We start from the raw sequence: 22,476 nt of genomic DNA, 5'->3' as shown, positions 1-22,476 counted from the left end.
CTCCTCCTAACCGTCATGGAGAAGCAAGCCGGTAGGGTGGAGGGTCGCTAGCGGAAAATCATCTCGGCAACCGCCTCAAAGCCGGCATCCAACAGCCGATCCAAGACCGACTGGGCCTGGCTGCGACTGTCGTACAGGCCCGCCTGCAACACTGTTCTGCCGTTGAAAACCGTTTCCACCGCCTCGGGGATGAGCTGCCGCAATCGGTTCAAGTCATCGCTGCTCTTGGGGGTCACCAACACGCGAAATTGAGTTGCCGTTCGCGTTGGCGAAACGGAGTCGTTACCCACAGCAACCACAGGGGGGGCAACTGGAGTTGTAGTGGGAGCAGAGGGAGTAGTTGGGATCCCCGTGGACGGGCGACGGGCCGGCGGGGGCAGAAGGGTGGTGATATCTGTGAGGGGAGCCGAGGGTGGCCTGGGAACAGGAGCTGCGGGGGCAGGGCCAACCGGCTGAGCAGGTGCGGTAGAGCCATCTGGCGTGAAGGGGACGGCAACAAACTCCTGCGCTTGGGGTTGAGTGTCCGCCGGCTGGGCAGGAACGTTGGGCAAAACGCGCCCCCCCGATCCCGATAGAGAGGCAACTGGGCTGGGATCCGTCGATTGCGGCACCGTCACAACCGGCAAGGTGGAGGGGGTCTCAGCCGCTGGCCGGGGATCCCTGGGAGTAGCCGGCTGGGACGGGGCACTGGGCAGAGCCAAAGTGCCAGGAGCAATGGGGCGGGGAGCGCTATCGGGGAGAGCGGCGACGGTGGTTTGACCGGACAGATCCAGATCCCCTTTGGCTTTGCCCCGCAGTTGGTTGCCGTTGGCATTGATGCGCAGGCCGCGGGTGGCGTTGTGGATGTCGTATTGGCCGTTGCCCTCAAAGATGTTGTTGCCGGGATCCGTGGCCGTGCCCAGATCCGGCTGGGCGTTGGTGATGGCAGTGAGGCCGGTCTCCAAGTTCTGGGCGATGAGATTGTTGCGCAGGATGGGCCTGGAGCTGCCCCCGACGATCACGCCGGCACGGTTCTGCAGGATGCGGTTGTTGCGCACAATAGGCGCCGAGCGCTGGTCGATGGTGAGGCCAAAGCCGGTCTCCTGGAACAGGTTATTGATGATGGTGGGCTGGGAGGTGCCCAAGACGGAAATGCCGTTGGCCCCGTTTTTATAGAAGCGGTTGCCCTCCACCCAGGGATTGGAAGCGCCGGCAATGAAGATCCCATCGTGGATGCTGCCCACAAAGCTGTTGTTGAGAATGCGCGGGGAGGCAGATTCCACCCAGAGGGCATAGCCGCGCCGCCCCTGGTTGCGCAGGGTAATTCCTCGCACTTCTGCGCCGGTCTCTGCCAGCAGAGCAACATTTTGTCGCCCCAAGGTTGGGCTCATGTAGGTACCCCCGCCGGTGATGAGATAGCCCTCTCCCAAGGTGGACTCGTCCCCACGCAAGGTGAGGCCGGCTTTCAGACGGATGGGGAAGGTTTCGCCGCTCTCCTCGCTATATACCCCGGGAAAAAGCTGAATGACGCTGCCAGCCTCAGCCCGCTGAATGGCATAAGTAATCGTCTTGAAGGGGTTATTGCGGGATCCATCCCCACGGGTATCGCTGCCGTTGGCTGCATCCACGAAAATGGCCGGGCGATTGTCCGGGAGCGGGGGAGCTTGAGGCAGGGTCTGCTCGCCGGTAATACCAGTGTCCAGGGAAGTTTGCGCCCAGCCAGGATCCAACTTTGCTGTCAGCAGTAGGGTGGTGCCAAGCATCAGAGAGGTTGCCAGCCGCGTCAGCATTGCAGAACGATGGCGCTGCGCCCGCAGGCCGGGCAGGACTGCTGTAGATTGGTGTTCGCCGGATTTCTGCAGACCAATAGGCAGTAAGGACAATAAGGAAGAGATCATGGTGGTTATCCCCACACCAGGCTGGGCTAGAGAAGGAAAGCCGAGGTCATCTTACCAAACTGAGCAGGCAGGGGCCTGCCCTATTCTCCAACTCTAAATACGGACTAACGCAGGCTTTTTTTGCAAATCTGACACTAGCCCTAGAGTATCATCCTTTCTTGCGCCATGACCTACAAAACCCTTGTCCCCGAACATCTGCCCCAAGAGCCGTCGCTGCTTGAATCCGGGATCCTGCTGTCTCCGGTCTCACCGTGGCAACCCCTGATTCACCTGCTGCTGTTGGGGATCCCGGCCTTCTTGCTGCTCTTGGGAAAGCTGATGGCTCAGCCGGTCTTGGGCTGGGGGGCGGTGCTGGCTTGGCTGGGCCTGGCGGGCTGGTGGGGGCGATCGCTTTGGGCTCAGATCGGACGCCGTCTTTGGCAGTGGCTGACCACTTGGCCTCAATTGGCCTGGGCGGGAGTGGCCCTCAGCTTGGCCCTGATGGGAGGGGTTGCCGGGAGCGGGCTGTTTTCTGCCTTGGGATCCCTGAGTTGGGAGGCGATTGGGGCTTTGGGAGAAGTGTTTGGGGCCACAGGCCAGATCTTGATCGCCATCCTGGCCGCCTACATCGCCTGGCGGCAGTACATCATCTCCCGCGATCTCACCATTCAGCAGAATATCATCACCCAGCAGCAGACCATCGACGCCTACTTTGAAGGCATTTCCAACCTGGTCTTGTCTCCCGATGGGCAGTTGGACGATTGGCCCCTGGAGCGGGCCATTGCTGCCGGGCGCACGGCTGCTCTGTTGAATGGGGTGGATCGCTTCGGCAAAGCCAAGATCCTGCGCTTTCTCTCCACCGCTAACCTGCTCAGCCCTCTGCGGCGGGATCAACACCTGGGCCGACCCATTCTGGACGGCAAAGGGGGTTACCAGCGGGATCGCGTGAACGGCATCCGAGTGGTCAACCTGGGCACGATGCTGGAGGGAGCCGACCTGCATGGCACCCTGTTGCGAGCGGTGGATTTCAGCGAAGCCAGCCTGGAGAGAGCCAACCTGAGCGGCTGCGATCTCAGCCACACCAATCTGTGCGGAGCTAACTTGCGGGATGCCGACCTGCGCGGGGCCGATCTCTACCGCGCTTTGCTGTTTGTGGGATCCCCTCAGACAGCTTCCCCTGCTCAGCCAGGGCAAAAGCCCGATTTCAAGACCGGGGCCTACACCGGCGCCATCGTGGCAGGAGCAGATTTTCGCCAAGCTCACCGCCTTTCCCCCGAACAGCGGGCCTACCTGGTCACCTGGGGTGCCAAGCTGGATCCCGCGTCCGAACCTCCCCTCAACTCTCCTAGGCCGCGTTCGAATCCTGCCGACAAAACGGAGTCGTTTCCCCCATCTGCCCCAAGCCCTTGAGCGAGAATAAATCGATAAGCCTGGTTCAGGGCTTTTGCTGCCGATTTTTCGGCCATTGCAACCCGTCTCTTCCATGTGGATGAGGGCGATCCCTTTCAATTCTCAAACATGGCACGGTTGCTCACCAAGTTCTGGCTGCTGGAGCGCTATCTGTTTGGGGAGATGCTCACCCCAGTGCTGACCGGTGTTGCGGGGGGAACCCTGCTGCTGCTGGTGGGCCGACTGTTTACCCTGGCCGAGCGGCTGGTCGAGGGATCCATCCCCCCCCTGACGGTGTTGCGCCTCTTGGTTTTGGATCTGCCGGAGATGGTGGTGCTGGGTATGCCCATTGCCGCCTTTTTTGCCACCATGCTCACCTTGGGCAAGCTGAGCGGCAACAGTGAGATCACCGCTATGCGGGCAGCCGGGATCCCTTTTAGCCGGATTTTCCGGCCCCTGCTGCTGGTGGGGTTGGCCATGAGCTTGAGCGCTTTTTTTATCAGCAACGTGTTGCTGCCAGCCAGCAAACAGCAAATCCGCCAGATCGATCAGCAAGCTTTGCTGGCCCAGGCCACCACCCCAGTGCAATACGATGTCTTTTTCAAAACCGAAGACAACCTCTGGTTCTTCATCCGCCAAGTGGATCCCCGGTTGAATACCATGCAAGATGTCACGATTTTGCGGGTGGATCCCTTGCCGGGGGGCAAATACCAGTTGGCGGAAGTGACCTTGGCCGCTCAGGCAGTGTGGAACGGACTGGAGTGGAGCCTCAGCGAAGGAGCGACCCACCTTTACGGCCCCACCGGCCTCAGCATTGCCGAGCAAACGTTTCATGGCAAGCCGTTGCAAGTTTCCCAGGATCTGGCTGCCCTAATGCAGCCGCCGGTTCCCCCCAGCGAGTTGAGCTTACCGGAGCTGGCGGAGCGGATTTCCCGTTTGGCCCGCTCCAATCTCAATACTCAGGCTCTGCGCACCGAGTTCCACATGCGCTTTTCCCTGCCCCTGGCCAGCTTTTTTGCCGTGCTGATTTCGCTCCCCCTGGGATCCAGCACTGCCCGGCGGGTGGGACGCTACGGGGGCGTCGTCTTCGGGATCCTGTTGGTGTTTGGCTACTACGTGGTGCTCAGCGTGTCTCGCAGCCTGGGAGAAGCCGGCGCCCTTCCCCCCTGGGCAGCGGCCTGGAGCTTCAACATCCTCTTCGGCGGCCTCGGCCTGCTGCTTTTGGCCCGCTTCTTGCGCTAGAGATCCACCCCAGCATCCGCCAGTCCTACGTTCTCGAAAATCTCCTGCAGAAGACAGGGATCAACTTCCCTTGCTTCTCCTTCCTCCGTCCCCTTACAAGGTAGGGATCAACAGGCCAGGGATCCCATTGCGGGGAGAGTCTGTCTAGACTGAAAAGCAGCCCTACGGGGATCCCTATGCGAATTGGCGTGCCCAAAGAGATCAAAGAGCAAGAGTTCCGTGTCGGGCTGACACCGGCGGCGGTGCGGGCCTTAACCGAACAGGGGCATCAGGTGTGGGTGGAAACCCAAGCAGGCCAGGGAGCGGGCTTCACGGATGAGGACTACCAAAAAGCGGGGGCCAAGCTGGCTGTCACTCCTGAGGAGATCTACCGGCAGGAGCTGGTGGTGAAGGTAAAGGAGCCCTTGCCTGCCGAGTATCCTCTGCTCCATCCCGACCTCATCCTGTTTACCTATTTGCACTTGGCCGCCAGCCGCGAGCTGACCCAGGCGCTGTTGCAATCGGGGGCCACCTGCCTTGCCTATGAAACGGTGGAATTGGCAGATGGATCCCTGCCCTTGTTGATGCCCATGAGCATGATTGCCGGGCGGCTCTCGGTGCAGTTTGGCGCCCATTACCTCACCCGACAACAGGGGGGGCGAGGCGTGTTGCTGGGTGGGATCCCAGGGGTATCGCCGGGACGGGTGGTGATCTTGGGCGGAGGCACGGTGGGCACCGAGGCGGCCAAAATGGCCGTAGGCTTGGGGGCGCGGGTGCAGATTTTGGACATCAACCTGCAGCGGCTGAACGAGCTGGAGCTGCTCTTTGGATCCCGTGTGGAGCTGCTCTACAGCACGGCCCAAAGCGTGGAAGAGTGTGTTCGCGAGGCCGACCTGCTGGTGGGGGCAGTGTTGGTGCCGGGAAGGCGGGCGCCGGTCTTGGTGGGAGAAGAGTTGGTGGCCCAAATGCGTCCTCGCTCCCTCATTGTGGATGTGGCGGTGGATCAGGGGGGGTGCATTGCTACCACACGGGTTACCACCCATGCCCAGCCGGTTTACGAAGCCTACGGGGTGCTACACTACGGCGTTCCCAACATGCCGGGGGCTGTCCCCTGGACTTCGACCCAAGCGCTGGTCAACGCCACTCTCCCCTACATCCTCAAGCTGGCCAATCTCGGCTTGCCCGCTGCTTTGGAACAAGACTCGGCCTTGGCCAAAGGGCTCAACATCAGGGCAGGAAAGATCGTCCACCCGGCAGTGCGGGCCACTTTTCCAGATTTGGGCTAGCTTGTTCAGGCATCAGTGGGATCCCCTGGAGCAGATGCTACTGTCGCCAGGACAGGACATAGCGCTCCAAAGCCGCAAAAAAGGTGTAGAGCAAAATGCCCATAATGCCGAGGGCAACCAAACCCGCAAAGGCCAAAGGCACATCAAAAGAAGAACTGGCCGACACGATCAGGTAGCCCAGCCCCTGGTTGGAAGCCACCGTCTCCGAGATCACCGAGCCGACAAAAGCAAAGGAGATGGCCACTTTCAACGAGGCAAACAGGTAGGGCATGCTGTGGGGTAGCCCCACCTTGGTGAAAATCTCCCAAGAGCTGGCCCCCAGCGAGCGCAGCACATCTCGCATCTCGGCTTCCACCGTCTCCAGCCCCACCGCCACATTGACTGCAATGGGGAAAAAGGCCAGCAAAAAGGCCGTGATCACCGCCGGGATCAGGCCCAAGCCAAACCAAATCGCCAGCAGCGGCACCAAAGCCACCTTCGGGATGGTGTTAAACCCCACCAGCAGCGGGTACAAACACAGATGGGCCAGGCGGGAGCTGCCGATGATCGATCCCAGCAATATCCCCCCCACCAAAGCCAGCGCAAAGGCCAGCAGCGTCGAAGTGAGGGTGGTTAGGGAGTGACGCAGAATCACCGGGCTCCACTGGTTCATGGCTGCGAGGATCTGGGTGGGCGCCGGCAGAATGAAGCGAGGAACGTTGAACAGCCCCACCCCCACCTGCCAGAGCACAAGGGTCAAAACGATGGTGACAGCGGGCAAGACCACAGAAGCCGTTTGGGTCTGCAAAAATCGGTCAAATGATTTTTTCATGGGATCCCTCGGCAGAAATGCGCGGTAACCTGTCCAGCAAACCTTTCCAGATTTTTTGGATCCAGATTTTTTGGATCAAGGGCTCTTTGGCCTAATAGCTGCGCCGAATGTGCTGGCGCACTTCCGAGACCAAGCGGTGAAACTCGTCCGTCAGGCAGATCTCCAGCGGGCGTGGACGGGGCAGATCCACTTTGAGGGAAAAGATGATCTCGCTAGGCCGTGGCCCCATCACATAAATGGTATCGGAGAGGAAAACTGCTTCCCGCAAGTCGTGGGTGATCAGAATAGCAGTGCAGCCGGTGCGCAGCCACAGCCGCTGCAACATTTCCCACATATCCTCGCGGGTAAAGGCATCCAAAGCGGCAAAAGGTTCGTCCAACAACAACAGCTCCGGCTGATGGATCAAAGCGCGGCACAGGGAAGCCCGCTGCCGCATTCCCCCAGAAAGCTGCCAAGGATAGGCTTTCTGAAAACCTTCCAAGCCTACGGTGGCCAGCAGCTCCAGCGCCGACTTCTCGTGCTGGGCCAGGTTTTGCTTGAAGGTGCGCTTGTAGGGCTCTACCACCTCCAACGGCAGCAACACGTTCTCCAGGGTTGTGCGCCAGGGCAGCAGCACCGGGTTTTGAAAGGCCATGCCCACACTCTTCAGGGGGCCGGCGATGGGCTGCAACTGAAAGTAGAGGGTGCCGCCATGGTCAGTGTTCAGGCCGGCCATCATCTTCAAAAGAGAAGTCTTGCCACAGCCGCTCGGCCCAACAATGGAGACAAACTCCGAGTGGGCAACAGAAAAGCTGACGTCGCGGATGATCGTGACTGGGGATCCCTTGGTGGGGTACTGCAGCGAGACGTGGCGCAACTCCAGAACGGGCTTGCCCGAAACAGCGGGGGAAGATAACCCACTTTGAACCACCCTCTGCGACTCCAACATTGACTCAACTCCAATGATTTTCATAGTGGCCCAAGTGAGGGTTACTCCCCTTGATCTGGACAGATGATGGCCGGAGCGATGGGGGCTGCAAGCCGGTTTATCTCGAGAAGCCCATTGGTACGACCAGCCCCATCCTCACTACATCAAAGAGAAGGGCGGCCAACTGTGTTGGCAGATACTTTATGCGCCGGTGACGTATCCCCATTTTCAGCTTCGGGAGAGGGGGGATCCCTGAGAATCCGGTCATCCAAAAGAATATGGTCATTTCGATGCAAACTAAAACACTGCACCCACACTAAAACGTTGGTCGCGTCGTCGCGCCAGCGTTGCGGAGCAATAATGCACGAAGCCAGAAAGCCTTTCTCAGTAGCCCTGGCGTCTCAACCTAACCTGAAACGACTATAACTATCTATCAAATTAAGACTCCGCCTACTGATGTTCGAAGACGTTACTGAAGCCCAACAGATCCAGCTCTACCAAAGTAGGCAAATGTTGGAAACACTGCTGCGCCAACTCCCAGCGTTCTTCCCGCCGTAACATCTCCGCCAACTTGTGGCGCACCGGGATCAAATAGCGAACATCGTTGGCGGCATATTCCAGCTGTTCGGCGGATAGCGCGTGGACGGCCCCCCAGTCGGAGCTTTGGGCAGCTTTGTTGAGTTCGACCCCGCACAGCTCGCTCACCACATCTTTGAGGCTGTGTTTGCTGGTGTAGGTGCGGGCCAGTTTGCTGGCAATTTTGGTACAAAAGACAGGCCACGCTCGGATCCCCAGGTGATAGCGCAGCATGGCCAGGTCAAAGCGGGCGTAGTGGAAAATCTTTTCAATGTTGGGATCCGCCAGCAGCCCCGCCAGAAGGGGGGCCTGCTTTACTCCACGGCTCAACCGCAACAACACCACCTCGCCGGCAGGGTTGGCGATTTGCACCACGCAGAGCCTGTCCCGCTGCGGGATCAGCCCCATTGTTTCTGTATCCACGGCCAGGTAAGGTTCCCTGGCCAGGGCCTTTGCCACTGCAGGGGTGAGATCTTCGTCACAGAGCTGAAAAGGTTGCAGGCCCACTCAGGATCTCTCAAAAGGATGTTTTGGCCGTTCAACCAAGCGGCGAAGGTCGGGTAGCTACCAGCTAGACTTAACTACGCCTGGCAATAAGCCTCTGTGGGCCATTTCCCGCAGGCTGTTGCGGCACAGGCCGAAATCGCGGAAGTAACCCCGGGGACGCCCGGTTTTCCAGCAGCGGTTGCGCAGGCGTGTGGGCGAGCTGGCCCGAGGGAGTTTTTGCAGTTGGGCGTGCAGCTCCATGCGGGTGGCCTGGTCGATGTTGGGATCGGCCATGGCCGCTTTCAGTTGTTGGCGCTTCTCCCGATACTTCTCGACCAAGCGTTGGCGCTTTTTCTCCCGCTCGATCATGCTCTTTTTAGCCACGGCTCACTGTTTCCCCAGATTTTTCAGCTTTACTAGGATAACGGGGAGCAGCGGCCCCAAGCAAGGGGATCCCAGGCCCGCCCACGGCCATCCTCGCCAATGTTCATCCCTCTTTTCCGCTCTCCGTAGGATCCCTGAGGCCAGCCCCTCGGCTTGGGGGCAACCTACCTCTACAGGCGAGGTTGGTGTTGGGTGATGGCCATTTCCAGCAGTGATCCCGTTTATCGCCACCAAGTTTAGGGTTTCCCCAGAGCAGATTGAGGCCACGCGCGTGATTCTCCACAAGCCGCCGGCTCTGTTGGCAGTGCTGAAGTCGGCCTCTCCACTGCCCAAAGAGGTTTTGCAGGATCCCAGTTTGGCCTATATCTATCCTGCCGCCTTCATTCAATGGTCGAAGTGCATGCATGGCTTGGCGGATTGGGACACTGGGCCGGCACTGAGCTACGCCGATTATGTGGCACAACTGAAGCTGGCCTTCATGCCGACGGATATTGCCCTGAGCGGCCATTAGGGATCCCTTGGGTTGGCCATCCCATTTCGGAAGATGCGCCGGGAAGCCTCGCGGACAAACTCTTTGAGCCAACCGGATTTTTGGGTATTTTGCACCTGGGCTTTGACCACCGCCTGCATCCCCCCTTCGCCCCAGCTTTGGTTGTGCTGGAAATACTCAATGAAGCTCTTGCCGGCAATGCGGGTGAGATAGCCAGCACTGGCTGCCTGAATGGGGGCTGTCGCCAGAAAACCGACGACGCTCACTTCGGCAACGGTGGCCAAGATCCCCGTGGTCAGTTGGATCGCCCCTTCCACCAAGCCCAAGCCCGCTAGGGTTTTGGCCAGAGACAAGGCCAGCTCCCGCCCCTGCTGCAGGTTCATTTTGCAGCCGTAAAGGGATCCCAGTTCCACCACCATCTGGGCGTTGATGGCGGCAATGGCCAGCAGATCCACCGCCGGGATGGGGTTGGCGAACACCACTCCTGTAACAATCCACTGAAAGCGATCGATCACCTCCTCCGCCTGCCGGCGCAGTTGGGCTTGGAGAATCCGTTTGGCCTCTTCCCCCAACTGTTGCGATTGCAGCAGGGCATTGTCCAAGGCCAGGGATCCCCCCTCGGCATAGAGCACCGCCTGCACGCGATCCCGCACCGCCGCCACCTCCGGCTCCGGTCGCCAGGTTTGGGATCCCACCCGCACAGGGGCTGGAGCAGCGGCAGCTATCAACACATCCTGAGGTGGAATCAGGGGGTAGACCCGCTCCCGCAGGCGTTGCAAGAGGATCTGCCGTTCTTCTGAGGTGTAGCGATCCGCTTTGTTCAGGATCAGCAAGGCCCGCTTGCCCAGGGCGATCAACCGGCGCAAGGGATCCACCTCTGACTGGCGCAGATCCCCATCCACCACCACCAGCAGCAGATCGGCAGCTTGGGCTTGGGCTTGCGCCTCCTGTTCCCGCATCACCCCTGCCGGGCCGATCTCCAAAATGCCGGGGCAATCCAGGATCTGCACCGGCTGCGGGATCCCAGGCAAGTTCCAATCGTAACAAGCCACCGCCTGGGTGGTGCCCAGAGTGGCCGCCACCGCCCCCGCCCGCCGCCCCAGCAGCGCGTTGACCAAAGAAGTCTTGCCCGCCGACCCAGTGCCGAAGACCACCACCTTCAGCTGGGGCTGGGCCAACTGTTGGGCCAGCAGAGCCGACCGCTCCGCCAGCGCTGCCCGCGCCACTTCATCCTGGATTTGCGCTAGCTGCGCCTCCAGTTGAGCCAAGTTCTGTTGCGCCGCTTTCCGCTTTTCCAAAGCCGTCTCCGGCAAGGCAGGGGGTCTCCTGCTGGGGGCGGGTTGGCGAAACAGAAACAAGTAGTAGATGGCAGCGGCCAAAAACACCAGCAGCAGCAGCACCAGCACCCCAATCAACAGCCCCCCCAAAATCGGGTGGTAGCGGGTGGCGTAGTACAGATCGAGAAACGATTGGATCAGCCAGACGATCAGCCCGGTGAACGAGGCCAACAGCGCCAACAGCAGCAGCAAGCGCAGGTAAGGGAGCGACCGCATAGGGATCCAACAAGGCCACAACCGTTCGCGTCAGCGGGACGGAGTCCTTTTGACTCTACCCGCGGCTGAGCATATCCGGCTACCTAGATGTCGCCTTCTGGCTGCAGGGGCAGGGCTTCTCCATCCGACTCTTCCTTTTCACACCGAGATTCCCCCTCGATGACCTGAATGGCCTGCGGATCCCCGTCAACTTTCACTTGCAGATGGCGCAACTGCCATGCCGAGCCGGCCATGCCCCGCTCCGATTCCACCACCACATCGCCGGTGCGCTGGGCCCCTGTAATCAAAAAAGACAGACACACCCAGCCCGCTTCCTCATCTTCCTGAAAGCGCAGCCGCGAGGGCCATCCCGGCCTCAGGGGCTCTCCCAAACGTTCCACCACCACGGCATTTTGTTCGAGCTGCTCCACCGCCAACTGGTAGGTGCGATAGGCACCCGAAGTGCGGATCCCATTCCAGATCAGGATCCCTGCCCCCGCCAGCCCCAAGCCCAGCACCGCCAGTAGGCCCAGACAGCCGCAGCCACAGCAGCCCAGAGGGGCAGCACAGCCGACTGTTTGTGGAGTTTCCGACACGGCCAATCGCCACTACAGAATGCCCCCACACTAACACAAAGCTGGTGCTCATCCTCTATGCCTGCGTTGCCGACAAGGTACAGACAAAAAGCCGAGCAACCCTACGCCATTTGTCGGTGACGAACATCGCTTCTCAGTTCCGTATTGCCACAGATATCTGTTTACAGACTCAAACAACAGCCCGGAAAATCATGGGATCAGCACCGCTTTGGCCAGTTCAATCAACTCATTGTTGAGTCTAGTTTTGTACTGCGGTGAGGATGGGATCCCTACGTATCCAATTGTTGGCTCTACTCCCACTTCGATTGGAAAGGCTTGTGAAGCAAGGATTTCAAGCTTTTCGCCTGAATAGGATCTGGATGGATCAGAAAGTCAATGGATACCTGGAAAGCCCTATTTCCTGAACATTGGGAAAGATGACAAAGCGCGCATATCGAATCCGCTATTTGGCGGAGTAAATATCAGGGGGATTTATCGAGAATAAGAGCAGCAAAAGGTCTCAATCCAACCGCATAAACCTATGGATGAAGCGACGACCGTGACCGTGCAGCAGATCATTCAAACCGCCATGATGACCGGTCTGCTCACTGCTGCTCAGGAACACGAACTCAACGTGAGGCTATTCCGAGAGGAGTGCTCCGAAGCCGACCTGTTTCTGCTGCGCCGTTTGCACCGCTGCCTACGCCAGGGATCCATCCGCCAGATCCCGGCTTTGCACAACACCATAGCGGTTGGCCGCTTTGGCCCGCCCCTGCGCCTGGTACCGGACAGAGCCGAGACAACTCAGTCCCAGCCGACTGGGTTAAGCCTGGCGAGGGATCCCAAGACCGGGTAGTCAAGCAATTACAAGCAATTAGTGACGAGGGGGCAGAGGTAAGGTCGAGGGTTGGGCAACGGTCAAATCAGGGAAAGGGGGAGCTGAGGTTTTGCTTTCCCCGTCGTGCAGCAACACATATAAAGCAAACACATATAAAGCAAGGGATCACCAACGACGTCAACGGCAAGGCAATCTCGAATGAGCTACGGACTTCTACAGCACTTCCCTTTGCCTCTCTTCATCGCTGGAGCCCTTCCGAGTTCAGCCGCCTAGCTAAGCTTTTGAATAGGAGCGATACGGGGATCCAAGATTTTCTGTTGACCGATAGCGGGAAACCTCACCGCAATCGTGACCCGTTCACCACTGCCGAACACATGGGTAATCTGGCCTTGTCCGAATTGGGGATGTTGCAAACGATCTCCAATCGCCCACTGTTCTGAACGGCTTTGGCGGCGATTGGGCCTGGCCTTGGGTGCATCTGAAAGGGACAATCCACTGCCGTGGGAGAGCTGTCGAGAAACGGCTCCGCGTCCGTCGAATTCGATTAACTCTTGGGGCAGTTCACTTAAAAATACCGAAGGAATAGCTGGTTCGCGGTTGCCGTAGAGCATCCTTTCCCTGGCGTGGCTGATATACAACTGCTCACGGGCACGGGTAATGCCCACGTAGCAAAGGCGTCGCTCTTCTTCCAAAGCAGCGGGATCCTCCAAAGCCCGGAAATTGGGAAATAGACCCTGTTCCACCCCCACCAAGAACACAACAGGAAACTCCAAACCTTTGGAAGAGTGCAACGTCATTAGCGAAACTTTCTCAGCGCCTTCCTGAAGGTTGTCCAAGTCGGAAGCCAAAGACACATTGCTCAAAAAAGCCTCAAGGCTGGGATCCTCCTGTTCTTCCTCGAATTGGCGAGCGGCATTGTAAAGTTCCATCACGTTGGCCGCTCTTTCTTCGGCTTCGTCTGTACCCTGCGCCTTGAGATCCTCCAAATAACCGGAATCCCGCAGCAGCCCTTCGATAAGGGTGGCGGCTGAGGTTTGAGAAGCCTGTCGATGCCAGTGCTGAATCAACTGAGCAAACTGAATGACAGGCCTAGCCAAACGACCCACCAAGCTACTTACAGAGGTTTCGTCGCTGAGAATTGCCCACAAAGGCACGTTTAGAGCAGCCGCCGCTTCGGTCAGCTTGTCCAGGGTGGATTTGCCAATGCCACGGCGCGGCACGTTAATAATTCGCAGCAGGCTAAAGGAGTCGGCAGGGTTGGCCACAACCCGTAAATAGGCTAGGACATCCTTAATTTCTTTGCGGTCGTAAAATCGCAGTCCGCCCACCACGGTGTAAGGGATCCCCCACCGCAGCAAGACCTCTTCAAAAGGACGGGATTGAGCGTTGGTGCGGTAGAGAATGGCAAAATCTCCCCAGGAAAAAGCATTGGCATTTTGGCCGTGTAATCGTCGGATGGTATTGACGACAAACTCGGCCTCTGCAATCTCATCATCCGCCTGATGAAGAAGAATCGGATTTCCTTGCTGACGGGTTGGCCTGAGAACTTTATCAATGCGCTCTGTATTTTTCTCGATGAGAGCGTTAGCTGCCTGCAGAATGGTAGCTGTAGAGCGATAGTTCTCCTCCAGCTTGATCATGGTGCGGGTATCATCATCCGGGAGACCATCTCCAAAGGTCTCTTGAAACTCCAGCAAAATGGTAAAATCTGCCCCGCGAAACCGATAGATGCTTTGATCGGCATCTCCCACCACAAAGATCGATCGGTTTCTCCAATCCAACCGAGATCTGCAGGTCTCGCCGTTGGTGGCCAACAGACGAATCAACTCATACTGAGTGCGGTTGGTGTCTTGGTATTCATCCACCAAAATGTGTCGAAATCGTTGGTGCCAGTAAGCCAACACCTGCTCGTTTTGTCGAAAAAGCTGCACTGGTATCCAAATCAAGTTATCAAAGTCCAGAGCATTGTTGGCTGCCAGTTGGTCTTCATAGATTTCGTAAACTTGGGCGATGGTACGGCCACGGAAGTTGGGCTGATTGCGCTCCAGGTCGGCAGGAGTCCAACCTTGGTTTTTGGCATTGCTAATGGCGTAGCGTACCGACCTTGGGTCAAACTTGCGCTCATCCAAGTTCAGTTGCTTGGTTACAATCTCCTTCACCAGAGATTGGGCATCTGATTCATCGAAGATCGAGAAGTGGCGAGTCCACTTGCGCCCCTTGGGATCCTGATATTTTTCGATCTCCAGGCGCAGGATCTGGGCAAATAAGCTGTGGAACGTGCCAATCCAAAGAGGCTTAATCCAGCGGTGGTAAACAGCAGATTTTAGTCGCGTTGCCTGGGCCGGCTCCAATTCCTCTAAGGGGATCCCAAATTGTTCTTGAGCTTCTTGTTCGGCAAAGAGCTGCTCAATGCGCTCTTTCATCTCACGGGCGGCCTTGTTGGTGAAGGTCACGGCCAAAATTTCTCCTGGATCCACCCGATAGTGGCGAACCAGGTAGGCAATGCGGTGGGTGAGGGCGCGCGTCTTGCCGGAACCTGCCCCCGCCACCACCAGCAGCGGGCCACAAAAGTGTTGCACCGCTTGCCGTTGAGAAGGGTTGAGGGCATCCAGCAAAGAGGCGTGAGTCATGGCCAGCAAACCAGAAACTGCCTTCCATTATGGGCACCAACCCAATGGGGATGAGAAGCCCAGAGGGCATTTTGGAGCACCAAAGATGAAGATCGGTTAAGATTTGGCCGGCCCGCTCCAGAGCTCCCCGCCATGAACCGAGTGCTGTCCTGCTGCTGTGCCCCGGCTAACCGCTGCTGGCTTTGCGTTCAAAAGAGACTTGTGGCTTTGGGGTTTGCCACCCTTGCCCTGCTTTCTCAAGGTGCGTTCGATCCCGCCCAAGCTGGCAACTGCCCCAGCAACGGCAACCCCAAAACATCTCTTGACCTCAAGGTGGAAAGCGTTTCTGGGGATCGGCTTGACCTAAGTCGGTATGAGGGCATTCAAGCGTTGATCTTGACCAACAGCCAAACCCGCTCGCAATCGGAAGCCCTCTCCAAAAGTTTGGCCCTGGAGTTTGGGCAAAACCCTCGGCTGCGCCAGATCGTGCTGGTGGATGGCAGGGGGCTGCTGCTGGTGCGCCACTTGGTTTTGCAGGCCATCCGGGAGAGTGTACCGACGGATCCCCGCCTGGTTTCTCCGTTTGTGTATGTCTCGGTCGATTTTGAGGGAGCAACCATCCAGAAGCTGCAAGAAATAGCCGCTGCAGCTTTGCCTGGGATCAATTTTCGCCGCCAGGCTGTTTTGTTGCTGTTGGACGGCCAGGGAACTCTTCTGAGCGGATTTGCCGACTTGGAGCAATCCAACCTCAGCATTCGCCGGTGCATTCGCACCCTCATGGGATAGTCCCACTTCCCTTTCACACCGGCAACGCCTCTCCTCTGCTGCTCTGGCCCAAGCCATTAGACTGGTCATACCGGTCATGTTGAAGCTTGAAGTCAACCATTCGAACGACGGTTCACTGTTTACGGGATCCCATGCGCCGCCAGCTCAAAATCTTGAACCAAATCCTCGATTACAAGCTTGCCAACTTGCGGCTGTTTGGCCGAGCCGAGCTGAAGGGGCCTGTTCTCAACGTGCTGCTGGAACGGCTGCCGGGCGATGTGGTGGATACCCTGCAGGTGATGGAGGTGGTGCGCAGTGCGGTGGAAGCCTCTCTGCTGCAAGGGTTGCGCAAGGTCAACGTTTACCTTTGGTGCCGCGGACAAACTGAAGAAGCGCCGGAGTGGAGCGAAAGCTTTGCTGTAGAGCCATTGGTCTTGGCCCACCCCAAGGAGCTCCGAAGCCTTGCTTTCAACTATCGACAAGACTATCCCGGCATGCGGGTGCTGTTTTTCTGCCTGGGCCTTTGTCTGGGCGGCTTTTACCTGTTGGGGGGCTGGGAGCAGACAGGTTGGATCGATTGGATCCCCGTAGGACTGGCCTTCGCCTTGGGGGTGATCTTCCCCTGGCTCAAACGCTCCCTCAGCCAGTTTGTACACCCTCTATTTCTCCGCCTTGGCCTGGGCTTAGGCTTGGTCTTATTGGGCCTGGCAGTGGCGCTGATCTGGCGGCAGGGCTGGAGCGTTGCCTATGGGATCCTCGGCCTCCTGGCCATCCTCCTGTTGGGTCTGGGAGCCTAGTTCTCAACCGGCAGTGGTGCCGCTGAAGACGTGTAGGGCAGGGCCGGTCATCCACACGTGCTGTGTGCTCGGATCCCAGCGAATTTCCAGATTTCCTCCCGGCAGTTCTACTGTAGCTTGCGATTCTGCGCGCTCCTCCAAAACAGCAGCCACCAAAACAGCACAGGCACCCGTCCCACAAGCCAGCGTTGCCCCTGCTCCCCGCTCCCAAACCCGTAGGCGCAGACGAGTCGGGCTGAGCACCTGCACAAATTCGGTGTTGGTGCGCTCAGGAAAGGCCGGATGATGCTCAAACAGGGGGCCCACAGCTGCCAAGTCCAGCTCCTCCAGGGATCCCTCTTCTTCCAGGAAGACCACACAATGGGGGTTGCCCATGCTCACCGCCGTCACCCGCCACTCTCGCCCGGCCACTGCAAGCGGCTGCCGAATGACCTTCTCATCCGGTTCGACCAAGGTGGTGGGGATCTGCTTGGCCAAAAGGCGAGGGATCCCCATGTCCACTGTGACCAGCCCATCTGCCCGCACCTGCGGCACGATCCGTCCCGCCAAGGTGTGGATCTGGTAGGCGCCATCCCGACCTGGGATCCCCAAGTCCTGCAGAAAGCGGGCCAAACAGCGGATCCCATTGCCGCACATCTCCGCCTCGGAACCGTCGCTGTTGAAGAGGCGCATGCTGAAATCTGCCCCCTCCTGCCCCGGCAGCAGGAAGATAACCCCATCGGCTCCTACCCCAAAGCGGCGATTGCAAAGGGCGACGGCCTCTTCCGGGCTCAAGCAGGGTTGAGACTGCCAGCGGTTGTCCACCAAGATAAAATCGTTCCCCAACCCCTGGTACTTGTGAAAGGAGAGACGGGGGGTCAACCGAGCAGACATTTACCCAGATATCCCAACGACAGGCCTTAATCCTCGTGCATCTCGTAGGGATCCTGCAAGTCCTTGGAAGGGGGGCCAAAGGCCGTGTAGATGGCAAACGCAGTGATGCAGATGGTAACTGCCGCAATCGCCACAATCAGGGAAAAGGTGGGTTCCATATCTAAGTCTGAGTCCTCAGATCCTGAGAGCGTTCGACTACAGTATTACACAAGTTTACAATTCATTGCTCAAGGCAAAAGGGGTTGGCCAGATTCTGATAGCGTGATTTTAATGGGGTGGCTGTCTGGGCGGTGCCGAGCACCAAGGATCCACCGCCCGGGTTGGTCATCTTCGACTTCATCAATGTGTTCTGTTCCTAACTTACTGCGAGAACCTATGGCCATTCGTACCAGACTGGGCGATCTGCTGCGTCCCCTCAACTCGGAATACGGTAAAGTGGCTCCCGGCTGGGGCACCACGCCCCTGATGGCGGTCTTCATGGCCCTATTTGCTGTCTTCCTGTTGATCATCCTGCAGATTTACAACAAGTCGCTGCTTTTGGAAGACATTAACGTCTCCTGGGAGAGCCTCAGCTTTTGAGTTCCCAGGCCCTACTCTGGGGAAAGTCCCTGTCCCGCCAAAGAGCTGCCCAGCGGGAGCAGGATAGTTTCCGTCATCTCCTAAGCCGATGCCTTCAGGGTGCTGGCTCCAGGCGCAGCAGGGATCCACTGGGGGCATCGGTCAACAGGTAGAGCAAGCCATCCGGCCCCTGCCGCACATCGCGAATGCGACCCACCGCCCCTTCCAGCAGGCGCTCTTCCGCCACCACCCGCTCTCCATCCAGTACCAAGCGCGCCAGGTGTTGCCCGGCCAGCGCCCCCACAAACAGGTTGCCCCGCCATTCTGGGAAAGCCTCTCCCGTGTAGAAAGTCATGCCAGAAGGAGCGATAGAGGGCGTCCAGTGCAGCAGAGGGGAAGCCAAGCCGGGAGCTGCCGCCAGTCCTTGGCCGACGGGTTCTCCCGTATATTCTCGACCGTGGGTGATTAGGGGCCAGCCGTAGTTGACGCCGGGGGCCAAGATGTTGATCTCGTCCCCACCCTGCGGCCCATGTTCATGGGACCAAATTGCCCCTGTTTCAGGGTGGCGGGCCATTCCCTGAATGTTGCGGTGGCCATAGGTAAAAGTTTCCGGCAAAGCCCCTGCTTGGCCGACAAATGGGTTGTCCGCCGGGATCCCGCCCGCATCCGTAATGCGCAACACTTTACCGGCAGAATCCCCCAAATCTTGGGCTCGATCCCGTTCTCCCCGGTCTCCGGTGCTGATGTAGAGGAATCCCTGTTCATCAAAGGCCAGGCGGGAGCCAAAGTGCTGTTGAGCGGGGGTCTTGCGCTCCATGTCGAAAATCACCTCCAGATCCTGGAGTCCCTTCTCCCCCAAGCGGGCCCGCGCCACTCGGGTTCCCCCGCCGCCCGGCCCAGGAGCGGCATAGGACAGGTAAATCCAGCCGTTCTCCGCGTAATTAGGGTGCAAGGCGATGTCCAGCAGGCCCCCCTGCCCCTGGGCAAACACCTCGGGCACACCGGCTATGGGCTGGGGATCCAACCCCTGGTCGGTAACCCGGCGCAGCCGCCCTGGGCGTTCGGTAACCAAGAGAGTTCCATCCGGCAAAAAGGCCATCCCCCAAGGGTGCTCCAAACCCTGGGCCAAAGTAACCACCCGAAACGCTTGCTCCGTTCTGGTCCTGGGCAAGGCTTGGGCATGATCCCCCTGTTGCAGGGTCATCACCATCTCCGGGCTGACCGGGTAGGCCGCCACGACAGCGGGGACGGACACCCCCCCAAAAAGCAGCAGTGAGGAGAGAAGCTTGATCGCCGGGATCCTCATGGCCATTGCCGCCTCGTTTTCGCGATGGATTCTGGGGTCTGAGCTAGTCGATTATTACCGCTGCTCTTCTGGAGATGGGTACCGATGAGGGTAAAACCCACTGCGGACCAGAGTGGGCAACCCCCTGTCCCCTCCCGGCCATAGGCTAGCCTTGAGAGCAGCAATCTGTCTCCAAAGCATGCTGGAACCTGGCGAGATCTTGGGACTCGATCCCGCGGGCGCGAATGGCCAATTCCCCGCCCGCCCACCCCAAAGGCAAACTTGTGGATCCCTGCAGCAGCTCCAGCCCCACTCCAGAGGGATCCACCTCATCTGTGCCCAGGGCCGCTGGTCTATGCAGGTGCTCACCCCCCGTCTGTTTCGGCTGCGCTTTAGCCCCAGCGGAGCGTTTTTGCCCCGTCGTTCCTGGGATGTGGCTCCAGCCGATGAAGAGTGGCCGCCGGCTCCCTTTGAACTGCAGGAAAGCTCCACCCAAATCCACCTGTCCACCTCCCAGGTGCAAGTTCAGATCGATCGGGATCCCCTCCGGTTCAGTTTTCAAGACTCTCAAGGGCAAGAGTTTTGCGCCGATGTCTCCTCTGGGCTTACCTGGGGATCCGATAGCATCCGCCTGGTCAAACACCTCCACCCTGCCGAGCACATCTATGGCCTAGGGGAACGGGCGGGGCTACTCAACAAACGGGGTCGGCGCTACAGCCACTGGACTCGCGACTGCTGGAACTACGACGCCCACAGCGACAATCTCTACCAGGCCATTCCCTTCGCCCTGTTTCTTCGCCCCAACCTCTGCTACGGGCTCTTCCTGCACTGCACCCACTGGAGCCAGTTCGACCTGGGCCAGATCGATCCCGAGCAGTGGGCCATCGAGGTGCGCGCCCCCGAGCTGGATTACTACCTGATCTACGGCCCCACCCCGGCCTTGGTGCTCGAGACCTACACCCAACTCACTGGGCGGCCTCCCCTTCCTCCCCTCTGGGCCTTGGGCTACCAACAGTGCCGCTGGAGCTACGCCAGCGCCGCCCAGGTTCAAACCGTTGCGCAGCAATTTCGCCAGCGGCAGATCCCCTGCGACGTCATTTACTTGGATATCGACTACATGCGCGGCTACCGCGTCTTCACCTGGGATCCCCGCCGCTTCCCCGAACCGGCCCGGCTCATGGCCCAACTCCACGAGGCTGGCTTCCGGGTGGTAGCCATTGTGGATCCCGGCGTCAAGTTCGAGCCCGAAGCCGACTACGCCGTCTTCGACGAGGGCTTGGCCCAGGATTTCTTTATCCGCCGCGCCGACGGCCACCTCTTCCATGGCTACGTTTGGCCAGGCAAAGTCCTCTTTCCCGACTTCTTGCGCCCCGGAGTGCGGCAGTGGTGGGGATCCTGGCAACGGGTTCTCACCCAAGCCGGTGTGGATGGCATCTGGAACGACATGAACGAGCCGGCCCTCAACGACCGCCCCTTTGGAGACGGCGGCCAGATCGTCGATATCCCCCTCGATGCCCCCCAAGGCCCACCCGACGAACCCACCACCCACGCCGAAGTTCACAACCTGTACGGCCTGCTGATGACACGCGCTTCCCGTGAAGGCTTGGAACAGCTCAACCCCAACCGGCGCCCCTTCGTGCTGACTCGCTCCGGCTTTGCTGGGATCCAGCGCTGGGCTGCCGTCTGGACAGGCGACAACCAATCCTCCTGGGAACACCTGGAGATGTCCCTGCCCATGCTCCTAAACCTGGGCCTGTCGGGAGTTAGCTTTGTCGGCGCGGACATCGGCGGCTTCGGTGGCAATGCCACTCCCGAGCTGTTTGCCCGTTGGATGCAAATGGGAATTCTTTACCCCCTCATGCGCGGCCACAGCGCCCTGGGCACCCGCCCCCACGAGCCCTGGAGCTTTGGCCTCGAAGTGGAAACCATCTGCCGGCAGGCCATTCAGTTGCGTTACCAGCTGCTGCCCTACCTCTACAGCCTCTTTTGGGAGTCCAGCCAAACCGGATCCCCCATCTTGCGCCCCCTTCTCTACGAGTTTCCCGACGATCCGCAAACCTACGAGATCTCAGATCAAGCCATGCTGGGATCCGCCCTCCTAGCTGCCCCTGTGGTTCGGCCTGGCGTGCGGTGCCGCGCTGTTTACCTACCCCAGGGCACTTGGTTTGATTGGTGGACAGGTCAGGCCCACACCGGCCCCCGCTACATTCTCGTCCCTGCCCCTCTCGAACAACTGCCGCTGTTTGTGCGGGGTGGCTCCGTTCTGCCTTTAGCTCCCCCCTGCCCGTCCACCGCCCACCTGCGCCGTGACCAACCGCACCTCAAACTCTACCCCGGCAACGGCAGCTTCACCCTCTACGAAGACGACGGGGAAACCCTCGCCCATCGAGCAGGAGCCTGGGCCACCACCCTCTTCCGCTTGCGACAGCAAAATGGCCAGCTCATTCTGGAGATCGAGGCCCGCCAGGGCAACTGGAGCCCGCCCCAGCGTAGCTGGCTTCTGGAGCCCCTTGGCCACACTCCCCTCTCCCTGCCGGACACCGGACAGCCGCAACGGGTTCTCTGGCCCACCCCAGAGGATCCCCCGTTTAGCTAATCGCCCTCACGGCCTCCAGCAGCTCCCGGTTGTCTCGCTTGAACAAGGGCAGCCACTCCACATGCTGGTAGCGTAGGATCCCTTGGCTATCCACCAAAAAATAGGCCCGCCGCGTCCCCAGCAGGCTGTCCACCCCGTACTGCTGGCTCACGGTTCTGTCCACATCGCTCAGCAAAGGAAACTCCAGCTTAAGCTGCTCGGCAAAGGCTTGGTGCCTGGAGAGGGGATCGCTGCTGATCCCCAAGATCTCGCAGCCCGCGGCCCGGAAAGCTTCCCAATCCTCCCGAAAGCAACGCATCTCGCTCGTGCACACCGGGGAAAAGTCCGCCGGGTAAAAAGCCAGCAACACCTTGCTCTTGCCCCGGTAAGCCGCCAACGAGATCCGGGCTCCCTTCTGGATCCCTTTCCCCACCGCAGGCAAGCTAAAGTCAGGAGCAGCAGCCCCAATCACAATCCCCATAAACCCGTCTGACCCAAACTAAGCTCACTTCAACAGTCTAGCGGTGGATCCGGATCCCTTCGGCCTTCCCAAAAAAAGGTTAGTAGGACTTGACGTGGGGGTGGTGGTGGGGATAGGGTAGTAAAGCGCCACAAGGCCACCCAGCCCCGGCGCCCCAGAACCTTGACAAGTAACTCGTTCAG

21 protein-coding genes are annotated in these 22,476 nt (G+C 59.2%); 9 read left to right on the top strand and 12 right to left on the bottom strand.

Features of this window, described 5'->3' with window-relative positions; all coding sequences use genetic code 11:
- Positions 1-47: 47 nt before the first annotated feature.
- Positions 48-1,877, bottom strand: coding sequence for a DUF1565 domain-containing protein (locus NW828_RS08725; protein WP_414383270.1), 1,830 nt, complete (start codon positions 1,875-1,877; stop codon positions 48-50).
- A gap of 165 nt (positions 1,878-2,042) precedes the next feature.
- Here NW828_RS08725 and NW828_RS08720 point away from each other — a divergent pair, with 165 nt between their 5' ends.
- The 3 genes from NW828_RS08720 (at position 2,043) to ald (ending at position 5,752) form a co-directional block, all read left to right on the top strand.
- On the top strand, positions 2,043-3,266 hold the full coding sequence (locus tag NW828_RS08720) for a pentapeptide repeat-containing protein (RefSeq protein ID WP_414383268.1): 1,224 nt from the start codon (positions 2,043-2,045) through the stop codon (positions 3,264-3,266).
- Positions 3,267-3,374: 108 nt separating this feature from the next.
- Positions 3,375-4,487 (top strand): LptF/LptG family permease, encoded by a 1,113-nt coding sequence (locus NW828_RS08715; protein ID WP_414383267.1) that lies wholly within the window; start codon positions 3,375-3,377, stop codon positions 4,485-4,487.
- Positions 4,488-4,663: 176 nt separating this feature from the next.
- Complete coding sequence (gene ald, locus NW828_RS08710; protein ID WP_414383265.1) at positions 4,664-5,752, top strand: alanine dehydrogenase; 1,089 nt, start codon at positions 4,664-4,666, stop codon at positions 5,750-5,752.
- Positions 5,753-5,789: 37 nt separating this feature from the next.
- Here ald and NW828_RS08705 read toward each other — a convergent pair whose 3' ends face one another.
- The 4 genes from NW828_RS08705 to rpsN form a co-directional block, all read right to left on the bottom strand.
- Complete coding sequence (locus tag NW828_RS08705; protein WP_414356055.1) at positions 5,790-6,563, bottom strand: ABC transporter permease; 774 nt, start codon at positions 6,561-6,563, stop codon at positions 5,790-5,792.
- Positions 6,564-6,654: 91 nt separating this feature from the next.
- Positions 6,655-7,491 carry an ABC transporter ATP-binding protein gene (locus NW828_RS08700; protein ID WP_049749636.1) on the bottom strand — a complete coding sequence of 279 codons (837 nt, stop codon included), beginning with the start codon at positions 7,489-7,491 and terminating at the stop codon, positions 6,655-6,657.
- Between the two features lie 429 nt (positions 7,492-7,920).
- Positions 7,921-8,553, bottom strand: a complete 633-nt coding sequence (locus tag NW828_RS08695) for a ribonuclease D (protein ID WP_414383264.1) — start codon at positions 8,551-8,553, stop codon at positions 7,921-7,923.
- A 57-nt stretch (positions 8,554-8,610) separates the two neighbouring features.
- Positions 8,611-8,916, bottom strand: coding sequence for a 30S ribosomal protein S14 (rpsN, locus tag NW828_RS08690; RefSeq protein WP_011432985.1), 306 nt, complete (start codon positions 8,914-8,916; stop codon positions 8,611-8,613).
- A gap of 211 nt (positions 8,917-9,127) precedes the next feature.
- On the opposite strand from rpsN, the gene NW828_RS08685 reads away from it, so the two are divergent.
- Complete coding sequence (locus NW828_RS08685) at positions 9,128-9,427, top strand: hypothetical protein (RefSeq protein WP_414383262.1); 300 nt, start codon at positions 9,128-9,130, stop codon at positions 9,425-9,427.
- Here NW828_RS08685 and NW828_RS08680 read toward each other — a convergent pair.
- Together NW828_RS08680 and NW828_RS08675 are read right to left on the bottom strand one after the other, a co-directional pair.
- The gene (locus tag NW828_RS08680) at positions 9,424-10,959 is read right to left on the bottom strand and encodes a YcjF family protein (RefSeq protein ID WP_414383260.1); all 1,536 of its coding nucleotides are present in this window, start codon (positions 10,957-10,959) and stop codon (positions 9,424-9,426) included. The genes NW828_RS08685 and NW828_RS08680 overlap by 4 nt on opposite strands.
- 83 nt (positions 10,960-11,042) lie before the next feature.
- On the bottom strand, positions 11,043-11,534 hold the full coding sequence (locus NW828_RS08675; RefSeq protein WP_414383258.1) for a cytochrome c oxidase assembly factor Coa1 family protein: 492 nt from the start codon (positions 11,532-11,534) through the stop codon (positions 11,043-11,045).
- A 520-nt stretch (positions 11,535-12,054) separates the two neighbouring features.
- Here NW828_RS08675 and NW828_RS08670 point away from each other — a divergent pair.
- Positions 12,055-12,369, top strand: a complete 315-nt coding sequence (locus tag NW828_RS08670; protein WP_414383256.1) for a hypothetical protein — start codon at positions 12,055-12,057, stop codon at positions 12,367-12,369.
- Between the two features lie 251 nt (positions 12,370-12,620).
- Here NW828_RS08670 and pcrA read toward each other — a convergent pair whose 3' ends face one another.
- Complete coding sequence (pcrA, locus tag NW828_RS08665; protein WP_414383255.1) at positions 12,621-14,981, bottom strand: DNA helicase PcrA; 2,361 nt, start codon at positions 14,979-14,981, stop codon at positions 12,621-12,623.
- 132 nt (positions 14,982-15,113) lie between these two features.
- Here pcrA and NW828_RS08660 point away from each other — a divergent pair, with 132 nt between their 5' ends.
- Positions 15,114-15,746: a hypothetical protein gene (locus tag NW828_RS08660; protein ID WP_414331728.1), complete on the top strand. Its 633-nt coding sequence runs from the start codon at positions 15,114-15,116 to the stop codon at positions 15,744-15,746.
- A gap of 86 nt (positions 15,747-15,832) precedes the next feature.
- Positions 15,833-16,522: a hypothetical protein gene (locus NW828_RS08655; protein ID WP_414350767.1), complete on the top strand. Its 690-nt coding sequence runs from the start codon at positions 15,833-15,835 to the stop codon at positions 16,520-16,522.
- A 3-nt stretch (positions 16,523-16,525) separates the two neighbouring features.
- On the opposite strand, the gene dapF is transcribed toward NW828_RS08655, so the two are convergent.
- Together dapF and psbN are read right to left on the bottom strand one after the other, a co-directional pair.
- Positions 16,526-17,395, bottom strand: a complete 870-nt coding sequence (gene dapF, locus NW828_RS08650; protein ID WP_041436430.1) for a diaminopimelate epimerase — start codon at positions 17,393-17,395, stop codon at positions 16,526-16,528.
- A gap of 26 nt (positions 17,396-17,421) precedes the next feature.
- Positions 17,422-17,553 (bottom strand): photosystem II reaction center protein PsbN, encoded by a 132-nt coding sequence (gene psbN, locus NW828_RS08645; RefSeq protein ID WP_011432995.1) that lies wholly within the window; start codon positions 17,551-17,553, stop codon positions 17,422-17,424.
- 217 nt (positions 17,554-17,770) lie between these two features.
- Here psbN and psbH point away from each other — a divergent pair, with 217 nt between their 5' ends.
- Positions 17,771-17,974 (top strand): photosystem II reaction center phosphoprotein PsbH, encoded by a 204-nt coding sequence (gene psbH, locus NW828_RS08640; RefSeq protein WP_011432996.1) that lies wholly within the window; start codon positions 17,771-17,773, stop codon positions 17,972-17,974.
- Between the two features lie 94 nt (positions 17,975-18,068).
- Here the strand turns inward: psbH and NW828_RS08635 are convergent, their stop codons facing one another.
- The gene (locus NW828_RS08635) at positions 18,069-19,208 is read right to left on the bottom strand and encodes a PQQ-dependent sugar dehydrogenase (RefSeq protein ID WP_414383253.1); all 1,140 of its coding nucleotides are present in this window, start codon (positions 19,206-19,208) and stop codon (positions 18,069-18,071) included.
- Positions 19,209-19,458: 250 nt separating this feature from the next.
- Here NW828_RS08635 and NW828_RS08630 point away from each other — a divergent pair, with 250 nt between their 5' ends.
- On the top strand, positions 19,459-21,834 hold the full coding sequence (locus tag NW828_RS08630) for a glycoside hydrolase family 31 protein (protein ID WP_414383251.1): 2,376 nt from the start codon (positions 19,459-19,461) through the stop codon (positions 21,832-21,834).
- On the opposite strand, the gene NW828_RS08625 is transcribed toward NW828_RS08630, so the two are convergent.
- A complete protein-coding gene (locus NW828_RS08625) occupies positions 21,827-22,294 on the bottom strand; it encodes a peroxiredoxin family protein (protein ID WP_414383249.1) in 468 nt (155 codons plus the stop codon). The two genes, NW828_RS08630 and NW828_RS08625, sit on opposite strands and share 8 nt — an antisense overlap.
- Positions 22,295-22,476: the final 182 nt, after the last annotated feature.

Source organism: Synechococcus sp. W55.2, assembly GCF_047461635.1.
Lineage (GTDB): Bacteria > Cyanobacteriota > Cyanobacteriia > Thermostichales > Thermostichaceae > Thermostichus.
The sequence above is the reverse complement of the archived record's forward strand: the minus strand, read 5'-3'. Positions and strand labels throughout refer to the sequence as shown.